This window comes from Methanothermobacter sp. (assembly GCF_049720995.1).
Taxonomy (GTDB): domain Archaea; phylum Methanobacteriota; class Methanobacteria; order Methanobacteriales; family Methanothermobacteraceae; genus Methanothermobacter.
Map to the genome: position 1 here is coordinate 15,342 of NZ_JBNASF010000014.1, position 23,845 is coordinate 39,186.

A 23,845-nucleotide genomic window follows, 5' to 3' on the forward strand; every position below is an offset into this window, starting at 1 on the left:
TAAAAATGGAAATGTTACCACTTGTTAAGATCGCTCCGGAATACAACCTGACCCTTGATCCTTCCACCGGTATGATAGGGGCTGCCCTTGGAAGGGAAGTCATAATACTATCCATGGATGAAATAAACGAACAGATAGCTGCATTAGAGGCTACAGCAGATGATCTGATTAACTCACTGGACCCAACAACCATCCCTGAGGGTTCCTACCCTGGAAGGGAAGGAGTGTACCTGACAGCAGGTAAACTCACCAACATGGTTTACGGGTTCATACTTGGTCTGATCATCCTGTTTGCCCTGCTCTTATAGGAGGTGTTATAAGTGGTTGAAAAGAAATCACCTGCTGAAGGATGGCCTGTGGTCAACGGTGACTACATCGTGGGCGACCCTGAAAGTCCCGTGGCTGCCACCACCCTCGCCTCACACATCGAAGACATACCAGTGGAGGCCGGCGCTGCCATTGCAGGGCCATGCAAGACAGAGAACCTCGGTATTGAAAAGATGATCGCCAACCTCATATCAAACCCCAACATCAGATTCCTCATACTCTGCGGTTCAGAGGTCCAGGGCCACATAACCGGGCAGAGCATTGAGGCCCTCCACCAGAACGGTGTGGACCCTGATAAGAGGAACATCATCGGTGCAACCGGTGCCATTCCATACATTGAAAACATACCTGATGAGGGTATTGAGAGGTTCCAGAAACAGCTCGAGATCGTCAACCTCATAGACGTTGAGGACGCCGACGCCATCAAGGCCAAGGTCAAGGAATGCATCGAGAAGGACCCCGGTGCATTCGAAGAAGAGGCCATGATCATAAAGGTCGAGGAAGGCGGAGAAGAAGAGGAAGGCGAAGAGGTAAAACCTGTGGCACCAGAAACAGCCCTTATTGAGGCCAGGATGAGAAACATCCAGACACAGGTTAAAATGATAGGTTCCACCAACAGAATGTTCGCCGGTATGTACTCAGGTAAGGTTCAGGGTATAATGATAGGTCTTGCCTTCACCCTGACACTGGGCATACTTCTACTGGTCTAGGGAGGCTTCCAGATGATTATACTATCCAACAAACCAAATATACGTGGCATTAAAAACGTTGTAGAGGACATAAAATACCGAAACCAGCTCATCGGTAGAGATGGCAGGTTATTCGCGGGTCTCATAGCCACAAGGATTTCAGGTATAGCCATAGGATTCCTCCTGGCTGTCCTCCTTGTTGGTGTGCCTGCAATGATGAGCATATTAGGGGTGATCTGATGTCAGAGGAAGAAAAAACCACAATACCCCGCGTACTTGTCTCTGCTGATGAATTCAACAAGGCAAATGAGAAACTGGATGAAATAGAGGAAAAGGTGGAGTTCACAGTCGGTGAGTACTCACAGCGCATAGGACAGCAGATCGGTAGAGATATTGGTATTTTATATGGTATTGTGATAGGTCTGATTATCCTTGCAGTAACCAACATACTGTTTGCAGGATTGTTAAAAGGACTTTTAAAATCCCTATTCGGACTATAGCTTGGAGGTTTACATATGTTTAGGTTTGATAAGGAACAGATCGTACTGGACATAGCTGGAACCAAAATTGGTGGTCAGCCAGGAGAGTACCCAACCGTATTAGCAGGAACAATATTTTATGGTGGACACAACATCATTGAGGATGAAAAGGCAGGTGTCTTTGACAAGGACAAGGCAGAGGCCCTCATAAAGACACAGGAAGAGATGTCAGATGTCACAGGTAACCCCCACATCGTACAGACCTTCGGTCAGACACCCGAGGCAATAGTCAAGTACCTGGAGTTTGTGGGTGACATCACCGACGCACCATTCTTCATAGACTCAACATCCGGTGAGGCAAGAATCGCCGGTGCAGAATACGCCAGTGAAGTTGGCCTTGAGGACAGGGCCATCTACAACTCAGTCAACATGGCCGCCGACGAGTCAGAACTCGAGGCACTCAAGAACACCAAACTCTCAGCTTCAATCGTCCTTGGATTCAACCCAATGGACCCCACAGTTGAGGGTAAAATTGGAATCTGGGAAGACGGTGCCGGTACAATAGACAAGGGTCTTCTTGAAATGGCCGCCGACTGTGGTATCGACAAGTACCTCATGGACGTTGCAGTTACACCACTCGGTCAGGGGGCAGGTGTTGCTGTGAGGACCTCATTTGCAGTTAAGAGCAAATGGGGCTACCCTGTTGGTAGCGGTATCCACAACGTGCCATCAGCCTGGGACTGGCTCCGTGAGTACAAGAAGGAACACAAAGAAGCCTGGCCTGTATGTGACGTTGGATCCAACCTGATCCAGCAGATGGCCGGTGGTGACTTCGTACTCTACGGTCCGATAGAAAACGCCAAGATGGCATTCCCAGCCTGTGCAATGGCTGACATATTCATAAGCGAAGCAGCCAAGGATATAGGCACAGAGGCTGTGGAAGACCACCCATTCTTCAAGCTGCTCTAGGAGCAGCCAGAAATTTTATTTTTTTCCGATCGTGTTATTACTAAATAACCTATTTTTATTATAATGGAATGGTTTAAATAGAAGAAAGCGGCAACATATTTCCGACACAAGCTTTAAGTGTCAAAATGCAATTAATATACTGGTCTTGAGGGAATGGAAGAAAGTTTTTCAGTGGTGATAACTTGCTTGAAAGGGTATTGATTCTTATAGCGGCCCTGGTGGTCTCATTGATTCTGGTTATAAAATCTGCGGATATCTTTGTGGACAACCTTGTGGATCTTGGATCCTCGCTGGGCATATCTGAAGTCATACTGGGTGTTACAGCATCTGCCATCGGAACGTCCCTGCCTGAATTCGGTTCGGCGCTTATAGCGTCACTCTCAGGCAGCACAGACATAGGGGTGGGCTGTGTTATAGGTTCAAACATATGGAACATTGCAGGTATACTCGGGATATCTGCACTGGTGGCAGGTGTCATAGAGACAAACGCCGATGGCCTGAAAAGGGACTTCAGCGCCACCCTCATAACCGGGTTGATTCTACTGTTTTTCATGTTCTTCGGGAATATAGGGAGACTGGCAGCAGTTGCAATGGTACTGATTTACTCTGTTTACCTGTGGAGACTCATAAAGGCCCAGAAATCATATTCCGATGAGAACTCAGATGAGACTCAGAGGGAACCACTTGACCTTAAAAAACTTGCCCTGACGGTTCTGGGGTTCACCGGTCTTGTTATAGGTTGCCGCATCCTGGTATACAGTGGTGTGGAGCTTGCAGATATTGCAGGGATACCAGCCATGATAATGGGTCTCTTCACACTGGCCATAGGTACAAGTATACCTGAACTTGTGGTTACACTATCATCCGCGGTGAAGGGGCTCCATGAGCTCTCGATAGGCACGATCCTTGGAAGCAACACCTTCAACATACTCGTGGGTATAGGTGTCCCTGCCATCATAGCCCCGGTACCAGTTGAACCACTATCACTCAGGTTCGATGCACCGGTCATGATACTTGTGACGGTACTCCTGGTGCTCCTCATCAAGCAGGGGGACATGAGACTTAAAAGGAGTGGGGGCATAATTTTACTTGCAGTATACATATCATACGTAGTTATGAGACTCTTTGTACTGGCGTGATTGAAATGTACAGGAAAATTCTGGTTCCAACAATGGGAGAATACATGGATGAACTCATAGAGCACACACTGGACCTCCTCCATGGGAGGGAGGCTGAGGTTATATGCCTCTACGTGGTTGATACCTCAGTACCCTTTCTCACACCAAAGAAGGTTAAGGAGATGATGGTTAAGGAGTTAACAGAGAGGGGTAAGGAGATCCTCAGGGACATGGAGAAGGGACTCACAGGTCCAGAAAACCCCAACGTGAAATTCAGGGGGGTCATGCTTGAGGGAAACCCTGCAGATGAAATAGTTAAACTTGCAGAGGAGGAGGACGTGGACGTCATCATAATGGGGACAGGCAAGAGCCTGGTTGACAAGCACCTCCTTGGCAGTGTGTCAGAGAAGGTGGTGCACTACGCACCCTGCACAATTCACCTGGTGAGGACGGTTTAGCAGCTTACATCAAAACCCACCAAAAGCCACAGAGGAATACCTTTTATTATTTTTCATCTGGATTTATTCATAAAATTTATATTATCCCCCCGGATACAATATTACATTAAATCAGGGGGTAATCAGTTGTCATTTTTGAGCAGACTATTTGGTCCAAAGCCAATTGTTGCAAAGAGCAGATTCATAAGCATAGAGGATACAAAAACAGCACCATTCACAAAGAAAACCGTGGGGTCCGGGTACTCCATGCGCCCCGATGTCTACTACATCGTGGCATCGGTCGAACTGGGTAACACAACAACCAAGTGCATACTGACAGCCACGAACCTCAACACCAGCAGAACATACCTCCTTGATAAGACCGTGAAGATGACCCGTGACATAAGACCCCCCAAGGAGGGCGAGGAGGTGTTCGGTAAGACGGTATGGGGTGTTGAGCTCACAAAGGAATCTGTCTCTGAACTGGTGCGGGATACAATACATGAGTCCCTCAGAAGGGCGAAGGTTGACATAGAAAAGGACCTTGACTTTGTGGTGAGATCAACTGGTGTTACAGCCGGCTTTGGATCACCCGAGGAGGTGGGTAAACTCATAATAGCCCTTGCAGACGGATGTCTAGCAGCAGGAATACCCCCAAGGAAAATGGCCCCCGCCCTCTCCATAGAGAACATCCCCAAACGCCTCAGGGACTTCTCATACCTTGACAGGGTCATATTCGATGGTGCGGTTGCAAGTGTCATACCCCCAACAGGAAGGGAGGTTGTTGCAAATGAGATGGAGGGTGAACTTGTAACTGCCGGTATCAAGGTGGGCTCAAAGTGGACAACGGTTGATTACAGAAACCCCTGCGTATCCCTGGACTTCGGTACAACACTTGCCGGCAGAATAGTCAATTCAGATGAACCCTACGCAAGAACCATTGGAAACTTCTGCGGCCTTGCAGGTGCAATATCCGATGCCATAATCAGAGGAACCGAAATGGTGGACTGCAGGGGAGGGGCAGCACTTGACCTCTACAAGAAATCCGTGCTGAAGGGTGCCAACTGGAAGAAGGCCAGGAAACACGCTGAGATGATACACGATGAGATAATTGATATAAGGAAGGTACCCGTAAACAGAAAAAGATTCGGGACGGTCCCTGTGGATACGGAGGCTGCATACAGCGCAGGAACAACTCTGATAGGATGTGACGCCGGTAAAAATGGGGATAAACTTCAGGAACTAACAGAGTTTGGTCATAATATATACCAGGAGGACGGCATACACACCCTCTTTGCCACACTGGACCATGTAAGTGCACTGATAGTCAAGAGGCTGATAGATGAGGCCTTTGATGAGGGTGTCATAGAGGAGGGCTCGGTCCTTGGGGTTACAGGGAGGGCAGGTATAACAGGCACAAAACCCAGACTCATACTGGAATATGTGGGTGATCGCTTCAAAGACTGCATATTTGTATCCGATGCCCTTGCACTCGGGGCCGCTGTCATGGCGAGGTGCATGAACTCCATGGGAACACCCCACACCCCACTCGGCGGAAGGCAGAACGGCCCATGCATACTGGGGATGAGAAGAAAGCTCCAGTCAAAGAAAGAGGATAAATGGATTGAATGATAATGCTGGCCCTTGTAATGGCTGGTGGGAGGGGAACACGTCTGGGACTTGAATGTGAAAAACCCCTCCTTGAAATATCTGGAAGGCCAATGATAGATTACGTGCTTGATAGCCTTGATTCTTCCAGGAGCGTCCATGAGATAATAGTTGTAACCAGCCCTAACACACCCCTCACAGAGGAACATGTAAGGGGGAGATACGCCGTATTCAGGACATCAGGGATGGGTTACGTTGAGGACCTCCAGGAGATCCTCTCGCACCTTGAAAAATCCCGGGATGAACCCGTCCTGGTTATAAATGCAGATCTACCACTGATCTCCCCATCAACCATTGACTGGCTAATAGGGGAGTACCTCTCAGGTGGGGAGGAGGCCCTCTGTGTGGCTGTACCTGAAAAACTCTGCATAATGCATGGACTCGAGTTTTCGGATTCAATGGATGGATTAGTACCCTGCGGGGTAAATATATTAATGAGTAAAAACAGAGTACAAGATCAGAGGATCCTTGAGGTTTCCATGCTGGAGCTGGCAGTAAACATAAATAGCTGCAGTGATCTGCATGTCCTGGAAAAATTAGGTGAGAATGATGGAAGAGAAGAAACTCATAAAAGGGGAAGAGAAGTACTGGAGTGAAATAAAGGGCTACCAGGTTGCAACCAACAATGCACGTATCCTTGGGGAGCTTGAGGAGCTCATAATCAACGATAAAACAGGAAAGATAACGGACGTTGTCATTAAGGTTGACAGCGGGAGGAATGTGACAGTCAAGGGCGCCAAGAAGAAGGGTGACTATCTCCTTGTTCCATTCGGGAAGGTTGAGAAGGTTGGTGAGTTCATAATAATCGCAGAATAGATGGATTTTTATTCGTTAGCTTGCCTCTTAACTTATTCTTTAATAACTCTTACCTATTCTTAAAGAAAAGACAATACCCATCTGTCTCTACCTGCTCCTTAAAAAAAATGATTTATTGCTGGACAATATTATCCAGGAGTATCACATGCCCTTGAGGCTCATATCTGAGTTATTGCTGGACAATATTATCCAGGAGTATCACATGCCCTTGAGGCTCATATCTAGCATTCTCTTTGTTTCAGCCGCAAGCTCCGGTGGAAGGCCAGTTATATCCATACTCAGGAAGCCCCTCACAATCATTGACGCGGCCTCATCCTCTGTAAGACCCCTTGAGGTCAGGTACATGACCTCCTCCTCGGCTATCTTACCCACGGCGGCCTCATGTGACATCTCAAGTTCCGTTGCACTTCCCTCAAGTTCAGGAACCGCGTATATCATGGAGTCATCTGAGAGCACAAGGCCATGGCATTCCAGGTGCCCCCTGACCTCAGGCACACGGCCAGCCAGGTGCCCCCTTGAGTATATCTGGGATGAATCCTTTGAGACTGCACGTGAAACCATCTCTGCACTTGAGCCCCTACCCTCAAGGATGACCCTTGATCCCATATCAAGGACAGAATCCTTCTGCCCACCAAGTATGGACTGGAACACAACCCTTGAGTTCTCACCACTGCAGTAGGCTGTGGGGTAGGACTGGATGCTCTTCACAGGGCTTGTGAGTATGTAGTTGTTTATGTAGGTTGCGTTATCGCCCACCATTATACCGGTACGTGGGCGCACCTCAACCTGTTCAGCCCAGTTGTGTACCATTGTGAATGTTATCTTGGAGCCCGGCTTCAGGTAGAATTCAGATACACCAACGTGGAGGGCTGAGCTCACATCCTCACCGGTGGCGCACCCTGTTATTATGTGCAGTTCAGAGTTCTCCTCCGCAATCACTATATTGTGGGCTGTCTGCATGACCCTCTCATCGCCTATGAACATACAGGCCTGTAGGGGGAAAACCTCACGTGCGCCCGGCTTTGACCTTATGAAGTAGCCCCCCATCTCTCCCTCGGCTTCCCTGAGGGCCGTTGTGGCCGTGTACTTGTCAGTGTCAACTGCAACAGCCTTCCACATGTAGTCCTTGAGCCAGCTGTACTTATCAAGGGCAACATTCATACCCATGATTTCGATTGACTCTGAGGCGCATGTGGTGCAGATGCCTGACTGGTCAACCTGTATGAAGGTACCTGCACGTTCCCTTTCCTCAGGGTCCACTCCAACCCTCAGCAGGGTCTCCTGGACCTCCTTAGGGACCTCTTTGGCCTTTGTCACCTCCTCGTGTTCACCGGCTTCCTCCATTATGAACCTTTCAAGGTCGATGTCCTCACCGTAGAGTGCCTTCTTGTCCTTTGCTTTCTCAGCCTTCTTCAGTGCATCCCGCAGCATTCAACACACCCCTTGAATCCATCCTTCCTTATATCCTCAATTATCTCCTGGGGGTTACCTGAACATGCAATCCGGCCGTCCATGAGGACATGGGCAGTGTCGGCGTTCACAAAGTTCAGTATGTAGCCCAGGTGGGTTATCAGGAGCCCCGCCTTCTGCCTCATGCCAGGCTTCTTGTCCTTGTCCAGCAGGACGTTAATCTCCTCTGCAAGGAGTTCAACATTCTCTATGTCCACACCTGAGTCGGGCTCGTCAAACATTATGAAGTCAGGTTTCTGTGCAAGGAGCTGGAGGATCTCGGACCTCTTCACCTCACCACCTGAGAATCCAAGGTTAACATCCCTTTCAAGGAAGCTATCATCGAATTTCATCCTCGCTGCAAGTTCCCTGAGTTCGGGTGTCAGCTCATCCTCTGTGCTGAGGCCACTTTCAACCTTGAGGAGGTCCATAAGCTTCACACCCCTTATGGAAGGCGGGTTCTGGAAGCTCACACCTATACCCATCCTCACCCGCTCTGTTGTGCTCATGTCAGTTATATCCTTTCCCTTGAAAAGTATCTGCCCATCTGTGACCCTGTACTTTGGGAAACCAAGGATTGTCATAAATAGGGTGCTCTTTCCTGACCCGTTGGGTCCCAGGAGGACATGTGTTTCGCCCCTGTCGATGTAGAGGTCTATGTCCCTGAGGACCTGTTTTCCGCTAACTTCGACCGCAAGGTCGGTTATCTCAAGAAGCAGTTAAACCACCACCTATTATTTTTCCCTTAGAATACTATAACGTGGATACAATAAATAACTTCTGATATTAATTATGGTGGACTGATAAAGGATTCAAATAACTCCAGCGCCCTCCTGATCCCGGATTTCTGTCTTGCGAGGATCTCCTCAGTCCCTGAAAATCTGAGGTCCGCCTCCACATCAGAGTTTGTAACCTCTTCCCTTTCATCTGATACAACAGCAATACCACCCCTGCCTGTACCTGCGGTTGTACCTATACCTATATCCGCGTCTGTTAGCCTTCTGACAGAGCGGGCCATCATGAGGGCCACCCTTTCATCCTCCTTTTCAGTGTAAACCTTTATATCGTTGATGGTGGCAGAGGGCTCTGGGGGCTCAAATCTGAGGATGCTACGGACACCTGAAAGTGTGGGTATAAAAAGACCCGCCACGAGTGACACCTCAGCTTCAACCCTCCACCGGTAGTTCATGGGGTAACCCATCGAGTAGGCGTGTATCTCCCTTGCAACAATGCCATGGGTGAAGCACTCTGCTGTGGCAACCCTTATCATCTCTGAACACCCCGGAGGAGTTTGAGTATCTCTGCTGTTATAACCTCTGAGACCCTGTCCAGGACGTGGGGCGTTACAGGCTCCCAGTCCCTTATGAGTTTACCTGTACCCACAAGCGTGTGCTCCGTGATACCCTCGGCCTGAAGATAGGCTGCAATGGGGTTTTCAGGGTCAGCTTCATCTATATCCACCACAAGGACGTCCTCCACACCTATCCCGAATACACCCATGGTGCTGATGGTGGCTGCTCCCCTATTCTGGGCGTATCGGATTATCTCTGCGGTGATGGGGAGGGTATCACCCCCTGCGATCTCCACACAGACCACATCTCCTCCTATGAGGTTCAGGTTGTCCCCTGTGATGTACTCGGGTATGCCCTGAACGGTCCTTGAAAAGCCATCTGAGGCAAGGGATTCAATGAACTTCACCTTGTACTCCCCTATTTCCGCCCCCATGAGTCGGAATATCAGGTCATCTGCAGATATCCTCTGGCCGTCGATGACCGTTATCCTTTCAGGACCCCCACGGTGGATCTGCATGAGGTTGAGGGCTGTGCGGAAGCCCAGCCTCCCGGCACCGACAAGCGTGACATCCCCACGGGGCACCTTTTTACCTTCAAGTTCAGAGATCTCCAATCATATCACCAGCCTGTGAAAACCAGTCTACTAGAATGTTTCATAGCGGTACTCTGTCCATGGAGTACCTGTATCAGTAATGTCCACCACCAGCCCGAGGCCCTCTATCATATCACAGAGTCTCAGGAGTCCTGGCATTTCCGTTGCATGATGACCCGCATCAATGAGTGTCATGTTGAGGTTTCTTGCAAGAACCGCCGAGGCATGGGTGAGGTCACCTGATAGATAAACGTAGGCCCCCTCAGAGAAGGCCCTTTTTATGAGGTCCCTGTCTGAGAGACCGAAACCTGATACAACCGCCACCCGGTCCAGGTATTCTCTGGGGTTCACCACCCTCACCGTCCCTGGTCTCAGATCACATGTTCTTTCCATGAGCTCCTCCAGTGTAATGTCCCCACGACATATGCGTCCCAGTCCGGTTTCAGGGTCAAGGAAGGATTCAACGTCCAGTCCAAGGGCATCTGCAAGTGCATCACAGGCACCACCATCGGCAACGTCCCAGTTGGAATGTGCGACATAGTAGGGAATCGGAGGTTCAACCTGGGGTGGGTGGTGGAGGACCAGGAGGTCATATCCATCCACAGGCACATCATCCAGGTAGTCCATGAGCACCAGGACGGATTCAACCTCAATTTCAGGACCATGGTATCCTATCCTGTCACCTTGAAGTGCAATTTCAGGCGGTGCCAGGCTCTCCATGAACTCTATAAATGATTCTATTCTGATGGTATCACCTTTGGACATGAATGAAATGGCAGCCTGGGGTCTTTGATCTGGATTCTATTCTCATACTGTCACCTTCAAACTGCTGGCAGCATTTGCTATTCAGGGATTATCCTTGATTTTATCATCTCAAGGTTCCCCTCTATGATCCCATCACATTCAAGATCTTCAAGTGAGGAAACCACAAGGGCAGGCGATTCAAGGCTTCTCAGGAATCTTTCAGGGTCCCTGTCCTTAAAGAGTATCCTCTCAAAAAATTCAAGGGTTGCTGTTGCATAGAGCACACCCTCAAATTCAAGTGCATCGGCCATCGACCTCCTCAGGACATCAACTGTGAGAGTCATTGTACCGGAGGTCTTGGAGCCAATGCCATAGGTGTGCAGGGCCCCTGAAATGTCAGATTCAACCATTCTGAGCCTTTCACGTGTTCTGTTGAATCTCCTTATAGTATCATCGCTGCCATCTGATGCTGGGTCCTCAACGATGAATGTGTCCGCGCTGATGCCCCTCAGCTCATCCTCGGTGACACCCCCGAGACCTGTTGTATCAACCAGAAGGTCCCAGTGACCCCTGAGGTCCATAAGACCATCCTGGAAATTCACGTTATCATCAAGGATAAAACGTGTCTGTGGGTTTATATCTGCAACGGTCACATCACAGTCAAGTGAACCTGCAATCGCAGCACCTGTGAAGTATGAGCCGATTATAAGGGCACTTTCAGGTTTCATATCGATTTCAGCGAGCCATTCAGTAACCGCGGCTGATTTAACTGCCGATATGTGCTTGATTATGTCGTATACCCTGTATGTTGAGAAGAATGTTTTAACCGTCTCGGTTATGCCTGTTTCATGGTGTTTCATTCTGATCCTCTGTTGAAGCCTATCCGTTCAAGGGCATGGGTCATCTCTGATCTCACGGCCTCCTGAACCCCCATTTCGTGTATAACGTGGGGGGGTGACATGGCAGCTGAAAGTATCCTCCCCCTGGAGTCCATGATCACAAGGAGCGATCCAGAACCCGGAACCCCAAGCCGTCCGCGGGCAATAACAAGATCTGCCCCTGAGATGTCCAGTGCCATGAGGGCCTTTGTAACGGCCGGCATCCTTGTGAGGTCCGCCCAGTTGGTGTTGAACTGAAGGTGCTCCGCCTCCCTGAGGTTGAAGGATCTTAGGACCTCGTTTATCACATCAACCTTTTCCCTGTTCCAGTTTGGCACCACAATCCTTTGAGCGCCGCTTATATAGTCCCTCACTGCTCTGACTTCCTCTTCACGGTCTCCTCTGCGACGGTCCTCTGCAGACTCAAGGTATGCGCTGGCTATTATATCCTCTAACATGACCACACCACTGCTTATTGATAAGAGTTAAGGGCATTCAGGGGCATTGGTTGATGATCACACCACTGCTTATTGATGGGACTCAAGGGTATCTGGTGTACACGGGTATTATGAATCAGAGCAGGGCAACCCCATCCGCAGCGGGGTTTGCTGATATCTGGGGCTTCAGTCCCAGTTCATTCACAACCCTCAGCACATCGTTGAGGTTTCCGTATCTTGGGGACCCTACACCCTTGACATCATGGGGGTAACCGTCGGGTATAACCGTTGCAAGGTTATCTGCCCCGGCCATGAGTGAGAAACGGACATTTTCGGGGCCTATGGTGGGTGTTGGAACCGTTATTCTTATATCGGGGTACATGATACGTGTGATGGCTATGGTCTTCATCTGTTCATCCAGGGGGCAGGGAGGATGGTTCTCCATTGGGGTTCCAGGGTAGGGGTTGAATCCCATGATGGGTATCTCTCCAAGCGTTTCAAATTCACCAAGGAATCGCAGGTGTGCAAGGCGGTCAGCGTAACTCTCACCGAGACCTATAAGGAGACCACTTGATAGTTCCATTCCGCTTTCACATACAAGTTCACAGATTCTTATTCGATCCTCTATCCTCTCCCCGGGTTTCACACGCCTGAAAAGTCCTCTGTTGACGGTTTCAAGGTTACAGCATACAGTGTCAGTACTGTAATCCGCAAGTTTTTCCACTGATGCCCTGTTAAGGTCGGATCCAACGTTTATGAGCAGTTCAAGTGAGGTGTTCTCCTTCACTATTTCCGCTGCCTTAACAGCGTGTTCACCGTTGAATCCATGGGCGCCTGAGCAGCTGACCCTGGGTATTCCAGATTTTTCTATTATCCTGGCGGCTTCAAGGATCTCATCATCGGTTTTGAAAAATGAACTGTAGTATCCATCACGTGATGTTCCGGCGGCAAATCCACAGTAGCCGCACCTTGGCCTAACCTGGCACATATTTGTTATGTGGACTGTGGATGTGAGCTTGATAACCCCTCTGCGCTCCTTCATGATGCTGAATGCTGTTTCCATGAGAAGGGCAAAATCTTTCGGGTCTTTTATCCGGAATAACTGTATAACCTCGTTATCATCGAGGGGACATCCATCAGCCGCCTTTTTGAGTATTTTATCCATCAATTTAACACCAGTTTCAGCTGCTTGGGAACATAAAAGTCAGTTGGATCTCTATAAACCCAGTTGGTTAAAAAAATAAATAAATTTTTTGGGCCGTGGCCCGGTTATTTCTTCCTCTTCTCGAGGATTTCAAAGACGGTTGGAAGTATCTCTGCTGATGCTCCGAAGTTCATGGAGTCAGCTGTACCCAGGAGTGCACCGGGGTCGAGGTTCTCTTCCATCTTGTCTATTCCAACCTTTTCCATGAGAGCTGTTATCTGCTCCAGGGACTCCTTGGCCATCATCTGTGCGAAACCTGCGGGTGCGCCGAGTACCTGTGTAACTGAATCCCTGTAGGATAGTATACCTGCGTAGGTTATTGCTGTCAGTGCTGAACACATGTCACAGACAGGACCGAGGAGTTCTGCTGGTAGCCGGTATGCGTTACCCCTGGCCTTCTGTCCGAGTTCGAAGAGGGTTCCTATTGCGTCCTCTGAGGCGTAGCCCTCTGCAATGTATACCTGTCCCTTCATTTCAGGAACAGCGCCTGGGTGGTAGGATGTTACGTTGAGTGTTTCAGGTTTGGTTACCAGGTCGCCATGTTTCTGTTCAAAGATCTTGTAGAACTTGGTGGTTGGAATTGTGCAGGCGTGTGTGACTATTGCGCCAGGCTTTATGTCGTCTATGAACTTGTTTATTATGTCTGGCTGCATGTCACCCTTTGGGAACCAGGTCATGATGAAGTCTGCGTCTGCAACCGCTTCCCTGTCGTCTGTTGTTATTTCAAATCCAAGGTCTTCAGGGTGTGTGAAGTGTATTGCACCTTCTGGTGGTTTTGGAAGCTCCTTGGCGACTTCGTTGACCTTTTCCCGGATCTGTGGCATTATTTTTTCAGGGTCCTCCTTGTGGGCCTCTATGACGTCCTCGTAGGCGAAGTCGTCTATGACTGTGAACTGGTTGTCGAATACAGGGTCTGCAACGACCACTTCGTCGACACCTGCAAGTTCCTTCAGCTCAGCACCCATTGTTATTGTGGAATGGGTCATGGCTATTTCTGGTTTTCCAACCATTTCAGCGACTTCACAGGCCCTGGAAAAGTTTGTTATTCCACTGGCCGCGTGGGTCCTGTAACATCCCGCACCTAGTATTGCAAGTTTCATATCTATCACTCCATTTCTGTAATACTACTCATATTATTAGTAGTACAGATTAATCGGTTTCCAGTATAAATATATTTTTTGATAATTTTCAAACCAAAAAGCTTATAAATGGAATTGTTTTATCTGGAGGGGCAACTGTAGCCATCAGGAACATCACTGGGTTCCTGTGTGCTTTACAGCAGCTACAGGACACAGGGTGTTCATAATTATTAAAATATTAATATTAAAATTTCTCACCTTCCGGTTTTTAATTTCATTTAGAAGATCAGAGAGACACCCTCAGGGTTAAAGTGATGGGCTGTTTCCTCATTTTGCTGGATCCCCCTCTGGAACAGCATTAATAATAAAAAATAAATATTTATTATGAACATATTTCCATGACCCCAAATATTAATCCTGAGTTTACAGGTCACTTAAATACTATTTTTTCATTTTTAAACATTTAGAAGAACTCAATTCAAAAAATAAACCCAAAAATTTCATATAATTCTTTTTGAAGCATTTTAATCATTTTTTTATTTTGGAAACATTTATATATGTAATACTTATTAGCACATACTTATGATAAACATAAAACCGGAGGTTGTGGTGAAAGCATGGAAATCCAGATTCAGAGGATTGGACTTTTTCGCCCTGAGAAAAACCCAAAATCGTGTACCCTGAGCCTTGATATGGACTGGAAAATTGACTACACAGATTTTGGAAATAACTCGGTGGGATACACATTTTATATGGAATCAGAAAGAGGAGTACCCCTGAAATTCAAGGTGGAGGGGAAGGTTGTTCTTGAAGACTCTGAGAAACTACCCGGAAACCTATCTGAACTTCTGCTTGACCTTGGACTTAACATCATGGTGGAGATGTTCAACATAACCCGTGATAGGACCATCAGCGTCCAGAATGAACTTCTCAGTATTGATGAGTTCAAGGGTAAGGTGAAAAATCTGGAGGTGTAGATAAATGATTGTGAAACACACCTTATGCCCTTCCTGCAGTGCAGGCTGTGGCGTGAATATTGTGGAGATGGGTGGCGCACCTGTGGGAACCTACCCCTACAGGAGACACCCGGTCAATGAGGGAAAGACATGCAGGGCCGGCAGGGATTGCTATGAAATCCCCTTGATGGACAGAGTAACATCCCCTGGAGTTAAAAAATCAGGGAAACTAAGTGGAGTGAACTGGGATGAGGCACTGGATAAATTAACAGAACTTCTTTCATCAGAGGACATATCCATCCTGACAACAGGAACCCTCACCAATGAGGAGGCACTCAAACTCAGAGAAATCATAGAAAACTTTAATGTAAAAAAATCAGGTTTAATAACCGTTTTCCCTGAATTTGATTATCCTGAAATTGATATCAGAAAGATCAGGGACTATGATAACATTGCAGTCATAGGAGATGCCATAACATGCGCCCCACTCATAGGTAGGAGAATATTCCATGCAATGGCTGCCGGAGCAGAGGTGAGATCCTATGACAGAAGGGATGAAACAAGAATGGCGGTAAATTCAGGGTTTCACATAACCTTCTCAGATGAGAGGGAGCTACTGAATGATCTCCAGCAACTTCCAGGGGGGTCTCTGATTATAATAACACCTGAAATACCGGAAATTATAGGACCCGTTCTTGAGTTCTCATCTGAAAATGAATTTGATGTTCTCCCCATCTTTGAAGACTTCAACACGAGGGGGGTGATGCAACATTTACCTCCCGTTAATGAAGGAGAATTTGATTCTGTCTGGTTAATAGATCCCGGTGCAGCTGCAGAGCCGGTGGATGTATCAGGAAAATTCGTTCTCCAGTCCATAAGAACTGAAGGTCTGACACCTGATATTTTCCTTCCAGTGGCAGCATGGTGTGAAAAATCAGGTTCATACACCAGCACAGCGGGATACACCATGAAACTTGAACCCGCACTGCAGGCACCAGAAGGGGTTCTCTCAGACATGGAAATATTTGAAAGAATACTCAGGGCAGGTGATTGAGATGAAGTACTTCCTTGCACGGGCTACAGACGAGGAGATTCAGAGAAAAGGAGAATGTGGAGGAGCGGTGACAGCCATATTCAAGTACATGCTGGATAAAGAAGTTGTGGACGCTGTACTAACACTGGAAAGGGGAGATGACGTGTATGATGGAATCCCCGTTCTACTTGAGGATTCTTCAGGTATAGAATCAACCTGCGGTTCCCTGCACTGCGCACCCACCATGTTCGGGGACCTCATATCCCGCTATCTAAGTGATATGAGGCTGGCCGTAGCTGTAAAACCCTGTGATGCAATGGCAATAAGGGAGCTTGAGAAGAGGCACCAGATAGACCCTGATAAGGTATACAAGATCGGGCTGAACTGCGGCGGAACCCTTGCCCCTGTATCCGCCCGGGAAATGATAGAGACCTTCTATGAGATAGACCCTGATGATGTTGTGAGTGAGGAGATTGACAGGGGTAAATTCATAGTGGAACTCAGGGATGGAAGTCACAGGGAGATCTCAATCGATTACCTTGAGGAGGAGGGTTTCGGGAGACGGGAGAACTGTCAGCGCTGCGAAATAATGGTCCCACGCAACGCTGATATAGCCTGTGGAAACTGGGGTGCAGAGGACGGATGGACCTTCATAGAGGTCAACACTGAAAGAGGTCAGGAGATCATTGATGGCGCCCGCAGCAGTGGATACATTGAGGTGAGGGAACCCTCCAAGAAGATGATAAAGATAAGGGAGAAAATCGAAAATGCAATGATCAGCATGGCCAGAAGGTTTCAGGATAAATACCTTGATGAGGAATACCCCTCACTGGATGAATGGAATGAGTACTGGAAGCGCTGTATAAACTGCTTCGCATGCAGGGACGCCTGTCCGGTATGCTTCTGCAGGGAATGTGAACTTGAAAGGGACTACCTCCTGGAATCAGATGAGAAGGCACCGGACCCCCTCACATTCCAGGGAGTGAGGCTCTCGCACATGGGCTTCAGCTGCATCAACTGCGGCCAGTGCGAGGATGTCTGCCCAATGGACATACCCATTGCAAGGATCTACCACAGGATACAGAAAAAATACCGTAACAGGACGGGATTCAAAGCAGGGGTGAGCCAGGAACTGCCCCCAATGTACAGCGGGGAGAAGGATCAGGGGTGATATGATGAGTTTCGAGCCAAAGATAGTTGGTTTCTGCTGTAACTGGTGTTCCTATGGCGGAGCGGATACCGCGGGAACAGCGAGGATGCAGTATCCACCCAACGTCCGCATAATAAGGGTGATGTGTTCAGGCCGCGTTAACGCCTCAATGATACTGAAGGCCTTCCGCGAGGGTGCAGATGGCGTCTTTGTCGGCGGATGCCACATAGGGGACTGCCACTATGATTCAGGAAACTACAAATGGAAAAGAAGGGCCCGGTTCATTGAGGATATCCTCCCTGAATTTGGCGTAGATAAGGAAAGGTTCAGGTGGGAGTGGATATCAGCATCAGAGGGTGAAAAATTTCAGAAAACAATGCAGGATTTCTATGAGACTGTAAAATCCCTTGGGCCACTGAAGAGGGCGGGAAAATAGCAGGTATTAAAATTATGGGTTAAAGCAGCATGTTCTTATTAACCCATAATTTTTGTCAAAATTTATAACATCTGGTATCAGAGTGAATCACAGTGACCTATGAAGGTGAAACAATATGCACGATATCATCAGGGAAGCAGTGGATAATCCTGAAACTGCATGGGAAATCATGAAAATGGACAGGGATGTCATCGCGGTTGTGGATGCAATTTCTGACCTTTCAAGGGAGGATAAGATTAAGCTGGGGGCCACCTTCAAGAGGTTTCCCCTCGGCTGTGACCTCACAGAGATCATTGTGGGCACCTGCGCATCTGACCTTGAGAGGATGGATCTTATTGGAAACTGCATCCTTTCAGACACGATAGGTGCAACAATACACGTCTGTGCCTATGCATTTGCAGATATAGCCGAGAACTACGGCATGAGGCCTGTGGATCTCATGAGGGAGGTGCGGGAGACCACTGAGGTCCCCCTGGACCTTGACCACTTTGGAAGATACGGCCCCATGAGGTTTCCCCGGTCAATAACCGGATGCGGAGGCCAATGTTACCTGGAGGGACCCCCCTTTGAGGGCTGTCCAAGGCAACGTATACATTCAAGACTCCTTGAAAAGGAAAAGGAGGGCCTGCCTGACAGGGATGAATGGGTTGAACTTGCCTCCTCTGTGGCTGTTAACCTCACACCTGTTCAGGGGGCTGAAAACCATGCAGCACCCCTTGATGAGGCAGAAGAGGTCCTTCAACTTGCAAGGAAGCATGGTAAGGGTGTTGAGGCCATAATGTTCGTTGGAGATGGATACGATGACCTCATATCTGGCTTTGAGGCAGGACTCCATATGGGGGTCGATGTATTCGTACTTGAGGGCGGCCCATTCAACCTTGCCTCTGACAGACTCGACGCCTTTGCAGGGGCTGTTGCCGCAGCAAGGATCCTTACACCAGGGAGAATCGTTGCAACCAACGGCGCATATGAGGACGAGTGCCGCATAGGGCTAAGGGCAGGGCTGAACGCCATAATAACAGGTTTCCCAAAGAACCACCATGGTTACATGTGTGGTTACAGTCCCGGCACAGCAAGAAGGGGTAAGTTTGGCCTCCCCAGGGTCATGAAGATAATGAGGGAGGAGGTTGAGGCTGCTCTCACACCTGTACCAGTGCAGAAGCCCCAGCTTGAGGCCCTTGCAGCTGCAGTAAAGGTTTCAGGGAGAGAGAATGTTTATCCAGAAACCATCGGGCATACATACGTGGGCGACGCCCACTGGGCATGCCTCCCATCAACTCCACTCTATGAACGGGTTAAGATAAATAGAGACGTGGATACGCTTGTGGAGATGGCCAGAAATGGAGATATACACGGAACAGTGGCAATCTTTGGCGCAAGATTTGTATCATGGGTTATTGCAAAGAAACTCGATGGAATGGTGGATGAATTCGTACTTGTGGACAGTGACCCGTGGGTTGAATGGGTTAGCACCGATAACCTCAGATCAGAAATTAAAACAGAGGTCCGATGTGGCGGTTCCAGTGACGCGGATGCATACAGGGATTCGGATTCAGCCATAGTTTCCACGACCATCCCGGAGATCGCTGCAAGAATTTCCGGAAAATTCAGAGAGGCGGTGACACTTGTATGAACATCATTTAACGGTTTAATGGGGAGCCGGCAGTATTAAAAATAATAAAAATTTTAACCACACATATAAAATTTTCGAAATTGTTTCATAAGTAACCTTTATACTTGCCACTCCTAAACCATATACCAAGTACAATTATAAGTACAACCCAAGCAAGGAGGAAACTCTATGGCTGAAGATGACATAAAGATTGTGATGTTCTGTTGTAACTGGTGTTCCTACGGTGGAGCGGACACTGCAGGAACAGCAAGGATGCAGTACCCTACAAACATTAGGGTTATCCGTGTGATGTGCTCAGGAAGGATAGAGCCACAGTTTGTTCTCAAGGCATTCAGGGAAGGCGCTGACGGTGTTCTCGTAACAGGATGCCACCACGGTGACTGCCACTACGACGCAGGAAACTACAAGCTCGACAGGAGAATGAGACTGATCTACAAACTGGCAGATGAGCTTGGAATTGGCAGGGAAAGGATCCACCACGACTGGATATCCGCATCAGAGGGTGAAAAATTCGCTGAAACCGTCAAGATGATGGTTGACAGAATAAGGGCCCTTGGTCCATCACCAATCAAAAAACAGCTAGCTGAAGCATAAGGAGGATGTTAAATGGCTGAAAAGGCAAAAATAGGAACAATGTGGCTTGGAGGATGCTCCGGCTGCCACCTGTCCATTGCAGACTTACACGAAGCACTTCTGGATGTCATGGAACTTGCTGACTTTGAATTCAGCCCTGTTTTAATGGACACAAAATACGATGAAATCCCTGAACTCGATGTTGTTATCATCGAGGGCGGAATCGTAAACGATGAAAACAGGGAATTCGCAGAGGAGCTCAGGGAAAAGGCCAAATTTGTCGTAAGTTACGGTACATGTGCTGTATACGGAGGCATACCAGGCCTCAGGAACCTCTGGGACAAGGAGGAGGTCATAGAGGAAGCCTACATCAACTCAATAACAACACCAAACGAGGAGGGTGTCATACCATCCGAAGAGGTACCACACCTTGAGGGAAGGGTCAAGCCACTCGGTGAAGTCATAGACGTTGACTTTGAAATTCCTGGATGCCCACCAAGATCTGATGTTGTCGCTGAGGTTGTTCTCGCACTCCTCAAGGGCGAAGAAATAGAACTGCCAAGCACAAACCTCTGTGAGGTCTGCCCAAGGGAAAAACCACCGGAAGGCCTTGCAATGGACTTCATAAAAAGGCAGTTCGAGGTTGGTAAACCAGAGGATGACCTCTGTCTCATACCACAGGGACTCATATGCATGGGCCCAGCAACCATATCAATCTGCGGTGCAGAGTGCCCTAGCATAGCCATACCATGCCGTGGCTGCTACGGTCCAACAGCACGTGTGGAGGACCAGGGTGCCAAGATGATAAGTGCCATAGCCTCTGACTACAAGGTCGAGGAGGACAAAACCGTCGACCCTGAGGAAGTGGCTGAACAGCTGGATGACATTGTTGGAACATTCTACACATTCACACTTCCAGCAGCACTCATACCAATGAAAATAAAGAAGGAGGGTAAATAAGATGGTTAAACTCACAATGGAACCTGTGACCCGTATTGAAGGTCACGCCAAGATTACCGTACACCTTGATGATGCAGGTAATGTTGAGGACACAAGGCTCCATGTCATGGAATTCCGTGGATTTGAAAAATTCCTCCAGGGAAGACCCATAGAGGAAGCCCCCAGGATAGTTCCAAGGATCTGCGGTATCTGTGATGTGCAGCACCACCTGGCAGCTGCAAAGGCTGTTGACGCCTGCTTTGGATTCGAACCTGAAGATGTTCTCCCTGCAGCCTACAAGATGAGGGAGATCATGAACTGGGGCTCATACATGCACTCACATGGTCTGCACTTCTACTTCCTCGCAGCCCCTGACTTCATAGCAGGTAAGGACAGGAAGACAAGAAACGTCTTCCAGATAATAAAGGACGCCCCTGATGTTGCTCTTCAGGCCATAGAGTTACGTAAAAATGCTCTGGAACTCGTCAGGGCCACAGGTGGAAGGCCAATTCACCCAACCTCCTCAACACCAGGGGGTATATCAACAGAACTTGACGATGAAACACAGAAGGACCTCCTTCAGAAGGCCCAGAGGAACGTTGAACTGGCAGAGGCCACACTGGAACTTGCAGTTCCAATATTCGAGGAGAACATTGACCTCGTGAACTCACTGGGTAACATCGAGACATACCACACAGGTCTCGTTAAGGACGGTGTATGGGACGTCTACGATGGTATAGTGAGGATAAAGGACAAGGAAGGAAACATGTTCAGGGAGTTCAAGCCAGCAGACTACGCCGACACCATCGCTGAACACGTTAAACCATACTCCTGGCTCAAATTCCCATACATAAAGGACTTGGGCTACCCTGACGGTGTCTACCGTGTCTCACCACTCTCAAGGCTCAACGTCGCAGACAAGATGCCTGATGCAGCTCCAAAGGCACAGGAATACTTCAAGGAGTTCAGGGACAACTTTGGATACGCACAGCAGACACTGCTCTACCACTGGGCAAGGCTCATAGAACTCCTCGCATGTGCCGAATGTGCAGCCGATGCACTTGAAGGAGACCTATCCGGAGAGAAATTCCCTGACTCACTTGAAAGGCAGGCAGGCGACGGTGTGGGTATAGTTGAGGCACCAAGGGGAACACTCACACACCACTACACCTGTGATGAAAACGGCCTCATAACCAGGGCAAACATCGTGGTTGCAACAATCCAGAACAACCCTGCCATGGAGATGGGTATCCATAAGGTTGCCCAGGACTACATCAAACCTGGTGTTGAAGTGGATGATAAGATATTCAACCTCATGGAGATGGTCATAAGGGCATACGACCCATGTCTCTCCTGCGCGACACACACCATTGACAGTCAGATGAGACTTGCCACCTTGGAAGTATACGACAGTGAAGGCGACCTTGTAAAAAGGATCTAATTTCACCCGGGTAAAGGTGGTAAAATGATAGTTGTCAACAAAGAGGACTGCATAAGGTGTGGTGCCTGCCAGGGGACCTGCCCTACCGCAGCCATTGAGGTAACACCGGAGGATGTTATCTACTGTGACATCTGCGGCGGGGAACCCAAGTGTGTCGATGCCTGCCCAACCGGCGCCCTCAAAATTGAGGACCTGGTGGTTGATGAGGCAGGTAACACACAGGGCAGGATAGTTTTCAACCCTGATAAGTGTAATGAGTGCGGGGACTGCGTGGAGGTCTGCCCTCCACAGATCCTCAAACTTGACGAGGGTAAGGTCAAAAAGATTCCGCTTCAGGGATTCTGTGTCATGTGCCAGAAGTGCGTTGACATCTGCCCTGTGGGTGTCATAGGCGTTGAGGGCATAAAGGAACCAGCAAAGGTTGAACTGGAAATCGAAGGGCCCATATTCATTGCTGACTGTGTTGGCTGTGGAATGTGTGTCCCTGAATGCCCTGTGGATGCCATAACCCTTGAAAAGGTGGGTGGAGTCATAGAGATCGATGAGGACACCTGCATAAAGTGTGGTGTCTGTGCACAGACCTGTCCCTGGAACGCTGTCTACATCTCAGGCAAAAAACCAGAGAAGAGGGCCAAGGAAATCAGGAAGTTCGAACTGGATGAGGAGGCATGTATAGGCTGCAACACCTGTGTTGAGGCATGCCCCGGTGACTTCATAGTTCCAAAGTCATCAAACCTTACAGTTGAACTTCCAGCCATCTGTACAGCCTGCGGGTTATGTGAACAGCTCTGTCCAGTGGATGCCATAGACCTTGATGTGGAACTCGGACCTGCCAAACCTGCAAGTGAAGAGGGCCTTGTCTGGGATGAAGGAAAATGTGACTTCATCGGTGCATGCGCCAACATATGCCCCAACGATGCAATAAGGGTTGTGACCAGAGAGGGCATGAAGCTCCCTGACAATGAGAAGGTGGATGAGGAGCCATCATTTGCCATGTGTACACGCTGCGGTGCATGTACCATGGCCTGTCCAAAGGGAGCCCTCAGCCTTGTGGATATGGACAAGGTCATTGATGGTGAGGTTGTCAAGAGGAAGAGGGTCCAGTACAATCCTGCCCTCTGTGACCAGTGCGGTGACTGTATAGAGGCCTGTCCATACGACATGCTGAAACTCACCGATGAGAAGGTTCCACTCAAAGGGTTCTGTATACTCTGTGACCAGTGCATACCTGCCTGTCCGAAGGGTGCACTGTCACTGAAATAAACCCACCTCTTTTTTGTTTTTCAGGATGACTCCGGACTTCACATGCCACATGTTATTATTCAGAATAATATTTTTATGAAACCCATTTTTTCATATTTAAAATTTTTCTTTTTTTCCTTTTGAAAACATTTATATTATCCTTCTTTCTTATTCAATAGAGTCATAGATGTCCAGAAAATGAAGCATAAGCGGTTATATCTGAATTAATACCGGTTAATACTGATATGTGCAGTATGGCTTGTT

28 protein-coding genes are annotated in these 23,845 nt (G+C 48.4%); 19 read left to right on the forward strand and 9 right to left on the reverse strand.

Features of this window, described 5'->3' with window-relative positions:
• Window positions 1-5 precede the first annotated feature (5 nt).
• The 10 genes from ACPLJI_RS05625 (at window position 6) to ACPLJI_RS05670 (ending at window position 6,503) form a co-directional block, all read left to right on the forward strand.
• Window positions 6-308, forward strand: coding sequence for a tetrahydromethanopterin S-methyltransferase subunit B (locus ACPLJI_RS05625; RefSeq protein ID WP_147671450.1), 303 nt, complete (start codon window positions 6-8; stop codon window positions 306-308).
• Window positions 309-320: 12 nt separating this feature from the next.
• On the forward strand, window positions 321-1,037 hold the full coding sequence (mtrA, locus tag ACPLJI_RS05630) for a tetrahydromethanopterin S-methyltransferase subunit A (protein ID WP_013296332.1): 717 nt from the start codon (window positions 321-323) through the stop codon (window positions 1,035-1,037).
• Window positions 1,038-1,049: 12 nt separating this feature from the next.
• On the forward strand, window positions 1,050-1,256 hold the full coding sequence (gene mtrF / locus ACPLJI_RS05635) for a tetrahydromethanopterin S-methyltransferase subunit F (protein ID WP_013296331.1): 207 nt from the start codon (window positions 1,050-1,052) through the stop codon (window positions 1,254-1,256).
• Window positions 1,256-1,516 carry a tetrahydromethanopterin S-methyltransferase subunit MtrG gene (gene mtrG / locus ACPLJI_RS05640; protein ID WP_013296330.1) on the forward strand — a complete coding sequence of 87 codons (261 nt, stop codon included), beginning with the start codon at window positions 1,256-1,258 and terminating at the stop codon, window positions 1,514-1,516. The genes mtrF and mtrG overlap by 1 nt, the downstream gene beginning before the upstream one ends.
• A gap of 15 nt (window positions 1,517-1,531) precedes the next feature.
• The gene (gene mtrH / locus ACPLJI_RS05645) at window positions 1,532-2,464 is read left to right on the forward strand and encodes a tetrahydromethanopterin S-methyltransferase subunit H (protein ID WP_424731210.1); all 933 of its coding nucleotides are present in this window, start codon (window positions 1,532-1,534) and stop codon (window positions 2,462-2,464) included.
• Between the two features lie 182 nt (window positions 2,465-2,646).
• Complete coding sequence (locus ACPLJI_RS05650; RefSeq protein ID WP_424731209.1) at window positions 2,647-3,603, forward strand: calcium/sodium antiporter; 957 nt, start codon at window positions 2,647-2,649, stop codon at window positions 3,601-3,603.
• A gap of 5 nt (window positions 3,604-3,608) precedes the next feature.
• On the forward strand, window positions 3,609-4,040 hold the full coding sequence (locus ACPLJI_RS05655) for a universal stress protein (protein ID WP_013296327.1): 432 nt from the start codon (window positions 3,609-3,611) through the stop codon (window positions 4,038-4,040).
• A 126-nt stretch (window positions 4,041-4,166) separates the two neighbouring features.
• On the forward strand, window positions 4,167-5,651 hold the full coding sequence (locus ACPLJI_RS05660) for a methanogenesis marker 14 protein (RefSeq protein ID WP_424731208.1): 1,485 nt from the start codon (window positions 4,167-4,169) through the stop codon (window positions 5,649-5,651).
• A complete protein-coding gene (locus ACPLJI_RS05665; protein WP_424731207.1) occupies window positions 5,648-6,283 on the forward strand; it encodes a TIGR00454 family protein in 636 nt (211 codons plus the stop codon). Before ACPLJI_RS05660 ends, ACPLJI_RS05665 begins: the two co-directional genes overlap by 4 nt.
• Entirely contained in the window at window positions 6,237-6,503 is a 267-nt protein-coding gene (locus ACPLJI_RS05670; RefSeq protein WP_010876775.1) for a PRC-barrel domain-containing protein, read from the forward strand. Before ACPLJI_RS05665 ends, ACPLJI_RS05670 begins: the two co-directional genes overlap by 47 nt.
• Window positions 6,504-6,701: 198 nt before the next feature.
• Here the strand turns inward: ACPLJI_RS05670 and ACPLJI_RS05675 are convergent, their stop codons facing one another.
• From ACPLJI_RS05675 to hmd, 9 genes are all read right to left on the reverse strand, one after another.
• Window positions 6,702-7,934 (reverse strand): SufB/SufD family protein, encoded by a 1,233-nt coding sequence (locus ACPLJI_RS05675; protein WP_424731206.1) that lies wholly within the window; start codon window positions 7,932-7,934, stop codon window positions 6,702-6,704.
• Window positions 7,916-8,671 carry a Fe-S cluster assembly ATPase SufC gene (gene sufC, locus ACPLJI_RS05680; RefSeq protein ID WP_424731240.1) on the reverse strand — a complete coding sequence of 252 codons (756 nt, stop codon included), beginning with the start codon at window positions 8,669-8,671 and terminating at the stop codon, window positions 7,916-7,918. Before sufC ends, ACPLJI_RS05675 begins: the two co-directional genes overlap by 19 nt.
• Window positions 8,672-8,742: 71 nt before the next feature.
• Window positions 8,743-9,222, reverse strand: a complete 480-nt coding sequence (locus ACPLJI_RS05685) for a FeGP cofactor biosynthesis protein HcgF family protein (RefSeq protein WP_424731205.1) — start codon at window positions 9,220-9,222, stop codon at window positions 8,743-8,745.
• Complete coding sequence (locus ACPLJI_RS05690; RefSeq protein ID WP_424731204.1) at window positions 9,219-9,857, reverse strand: hypothetical protein; 639 nt, start codon at window positions 9,855-9,857, stop codon at window positions 9,219-9,221. The genes ACPLJI_RS05685 and ACPLJI_RS05690 overlap by 4 nt, the downstream gene beginning before the upstream one ends.
• A 30-nt stretch (window positions 9,858-9,887) precedes the next feature.
• Window positions 9,888-10,601, reverse strand: coding sequence for a Nif3-like dinuclear metal center hexameric protein (locus ACPLJI_RS05695; protein WP_013296320.1), 714 nt, complete (start codon window positions 10,599-10,601; stop codon window positions 9,888-9,890).
• Between the two features lie 77 nt (window positions 10,602-10,678).
• Complete coding sequence (locus ACPLJI_RS05700) at window positions 10,679-11,440, reverse strand: SAM-dependent methyltransferase HcgC family protein (protein WP_424731203.1); 762 nt, start codon at window positions 11,438-11,440, stop codon at window positions 10,679-10,681.
• Window positions 11,437-11,916, reverse strand: coding sequence for a DUF3236 domain-containing protein (locus ACPLJI_RS05705; RefSeq protein ID WP_424731202.1), 480 nt, complete (start codon window positions 11,914-11,916; stop codon window positions 11,437-11,439). The genes ACPLJI_RS05700 and ACPLJI_RS05705 overlap by 4 nt, the downstream gene beginning before the upstream one ends.
• A gap of 115 nt (window positions 11,917-12,031) precedes the next feature.
• Complete coding sequence (gene hmdB / locus ACPLJI_RS05710; RefSeq protein ID WP_424731201.1) at window positions 12,032-13,063, reverse strand: 5,10-methenyltetrahydromethanopterin hydrogenase cofactor biosynthesis protein HmdB; 1,032 nt, start codon at window positions 13,061-13,063, stop codon at window positions 12,032-12,034.
• A gap of 101 nt (window positions 13,064-13,164) precedes the next feature.
• The gene (gene hmd / locus ACPLJI_RS05715; protein WP_424731200.1) at window positions 13,165-14,199 is read right to left on the reverse strand and encodes a 5,10-methenyltetrahydromethanopterin hydrogenase; all 1,035 of its coding nucleotides are present in this window, start codon (window positions 14,197-14,199) and stop codon (window positions 13,165-13,167) included.
• 596 nt (window positions 14,200-14,795) lie between these two features.
• On the opposite strand from hmd, the gene ACPLJI_RS05720 reads away from it, so the two are divergent.
• The 9 genes from ACPLJI_RS05720 (at window position 14,796) to mvhB (ending at window position 23,602) form a co-directional block, all read left to right on the forward strand.
• Entirely contained in the window at window positions 14,796-15,155 is a 360-nt protein-coding gene (locus ACPLJI_RS05720) for a hypothetical protein (protein ID WP_013296314.1), read from the forward strand.
• Between the two features lie 4 nt (window positions 15,156-15,159).
• Complete coding sequence (locus tag ACPLJI_RS05725; RefSeq protein WP_424731199.1) at window positions 15,160-16,188, forward strand: formate dehydrogenase; 1,029 nt, start codon at window positions 15,160-15,162, stop codon at window positions 16,186-16,188.
• Window positions 16,184-17,338 carry a Coenzyme F420 hydrogenase/dehydrogenase, beta subunit C-terminal domain gene (locus ACPLJI_RS05730; protein WP_424731239.1) on the forward strand — a complete coding sequence of 385 codons (1,155 nt, stop codon included), beginning with the start codon at window positions 16,184-16,186 and terminating at the stop codon, window positions 17,336-17,338. Before ACPLJI_RS05725 ends, ACPLJI_RS05730 begins: the two co-directional genes overlap by 5 nt.
• A 4-nt stretch (window positions 17,339-17,342) precedes the next feature.
• On the forward strand, window positions 17,343-17,753 hold the full coding sequence (locus ACPLJI_RS05735) for a hydrogenase iron-sulfur subunit (RefSeq protein ID WP_424731198.1): 411 nt from the start codon (window positions 17,343-17,345) through the stop codon (window positions 17,751-17,753).
• 115 nt (window positions 17,754-17,868) lie between these two features.
• Entirely contained in the window at window positions 17,869-19,386 is a 1,518-nt protein-coding gene (hmdC, locus tag ACPLJI_RS05740) for a 5,10-methenyltetrahydromethanopterin hydrogenase cofactor biosynthesis protein HmdC (protein WP_424731197.1), read from the forward strand.
• Window positions 19,387-19,554: 168 nt separating this feature from the next.
• Window positions 19,555-19,980: a hydrogenase iron-sulfur subunit gene (locus tag ACPLJI_RS05745; RefSeq protein ID WP_237779326.1), complete on the forward strand. Its 426-nt coding sequence runs from the start codon at window positions 19,555-19,557 to the stop codon at window positions 19,978-19,980.
• Window positions 19,981-19,992: 12 nt separating this feature from the next.
• A complete protein-coding gene (gene mvhG / locus ACPLJI_RS05750) occupies window positions 19,993-20,919 on the forward strand; it encodes a F420-non-reducing hydrogenase subunit MvhG (RefSeq protein ID WP_424731196.1) in 927 nt (308 codons plus the stop codon).
• Between the two features lies 1 nt (window position 20,920).
• Window positions 20,921-22,339 (forward strand): F420-non-reducing hydrogenase subunit MvhA, encoded by a 1,419-nt coding sequence (gene mvhA, locus ACPLJI_RS05755; RefSeq protein ID WP_424731195.1) that lies wholly within the window; start codon window positions 20,921-20,923, stop codon window positions 22,337-22,339.
• Between the two features lie 24 nt (window positions 22,340-22,363).
• Window positions 22,364-23,602, forward strand: a complete 1,239-nt coding sequence (mvhB, locus tag ACPLJI_RS05760; protein WP_013296306.1) for a polyferredoxin protein MvhB — start codon at window positions 22,364-22,366, stop codon at window positions 23,600-23,602.
• The last annotated feature ends 243 nt before the right edge of the window (window positions 23,603-23,845 follow it).

Bases quoted from the DNA above. Each gene is read 5' to 3' on its own strand.
- ACPLJI_RS05625 (WP_147671450.1), top strand. From the start codon at position 6: ATGGAAATGTTACCACTTGTTAAGATCGCTCCGGAATACAACCTGACC.
- mtrF (WP_013296331.1), top strand. From the start codon at position 1,050: ATGATTATACTATCCAACAAACCAAATATACGTGGCATTAAAAACGTT.
- mtrG (WP_013296330.1), top strand. From the start codon at position 1,256: ATGTCAGAGGAAGAAAAAACCACAATACCCCGCGTACTTGTCTCTGCT.
- mtrH (WP_424731210.1), top strand. From the start codon at position 1,532: ATGTTTAGGTTTGATAAGGAACAGATCGTACTGGACATAGCTGGAACC.
- ACPLJI_RS05655 (WP_013296327.1), top strand. From the start codon at position 3,609: ATGTACAGGAAAATTCTGGTTCCAACAATGGGAGAATACATGGATGAA.
- ACPLJI_RS05665 (WP_424731207.1), top strand. From the start codon at position 5,648: ATGATAATGCTGGCCCTTGTAATGGCTGGTGGGAGGGGAACACGTCTG.
- ACPLJI_RS05670 (WP_010876775.1), top strand. From the start codon at position 6,237: ATGGAAGAGAAGAAACTCATAAAAGGGGAAGAGAAGTACTGGAGTGAA.
- ACPLJI_RS05675 (WP_424731206.1), bottom strand. From the start codon at position 7,934: ATGCTGCGGGATGCACTGAAGAAGGCTGAGAAAGCAAAGGACAAGAAG.
- ACPLJI_RS05685 (WP_424731205.1), bottom strand. From the start codon at position 9,222: ATGATAAGGGTTGCCACAGCAGAGTGCTTCACCCATGGCATTGTTGCA.
- ACPLJI_RS05695 (WP_013296320.1), bottom strand. From the start codon at position 10,601: ATGTCCAAAGGTGATACCATCAGAATAGAATCATTTATAGAGTTCATG.
- ACPLJI_RS05700 (WP_424731203.1), bottom strand. From the start codon at position 11,440: ATGAAACACCATGAAACAGGCATAACCGAGACGGTTAAAACATTCTTC.
- ACPLJI_RS05705 (WP_424731202.1), bottom strand. From the start codon at position 11,916: ATGTTAGAGGATATAATAGCCAGCGCATACCTTGAGTCTGCAGAGGAC.
- hmd (WP_424731200.1), bottom strand. From the start codon at position 14,199: ATGAAACTTGCAATACTAGGTGCGGGATGTTACAGGACCCACGCGGCC.
- ACPLJI_RS05720 (WP_013296314.1), top strand. From the start codon at position 14,796: ATGGAAATCCAGATTCAGAGGATTGGACTTTTTCGCCCTGAGAAAAAC.
- ACPLJI_RS05725 (WP_424731199.1), top strand. From the start codon at position 15,160: ATGATTGTGAAACACACCTTATGCCCTTCCTGCAGTGCAGGCTGTGGC.
- ACPLJI_RS05735 (WP_424731198.1), top strand. From the start codon at position 17,343: ATGAGTTTCGAGCCAAAGATAGTTGGTTTCTGCTGTAACTGGTGTTCC.
- hmdC (WP_424731197.1), top strand. From the start codon at position 17,869: ATGCACGATATCATCAGGGAAGCAGTGGATAATCCTGAAACTGCATGG.
- ACPLJI_RS05745 (WP_237779326.1), top strand. From the start codon at position 19,555: ATGGCTGAAGATGACATAAAGATTGTGATGTTCTGTTGTAACTGGTGT.
- mvhG (WP_424731196.1), top strand. From the start codon at position 19,993: ATGGCTGAAAAGGCAAAAATAGGAACAATGTGGCTTGGAGGATGCTCC.
- mvhA (WP_424731195.1), top strand. From the start codon at position 20,921: ATGGTTAAACTCACAATGGAACCTGTGACCCGTATTGAAGGTCACGCC.
- mvhB (WP_013296306.1), top strand. From the start codon at position 22,364: ATGATAGTTGTCAACAAAGAGGACTGCATAAGGTGTGGTGCCTGCCAG.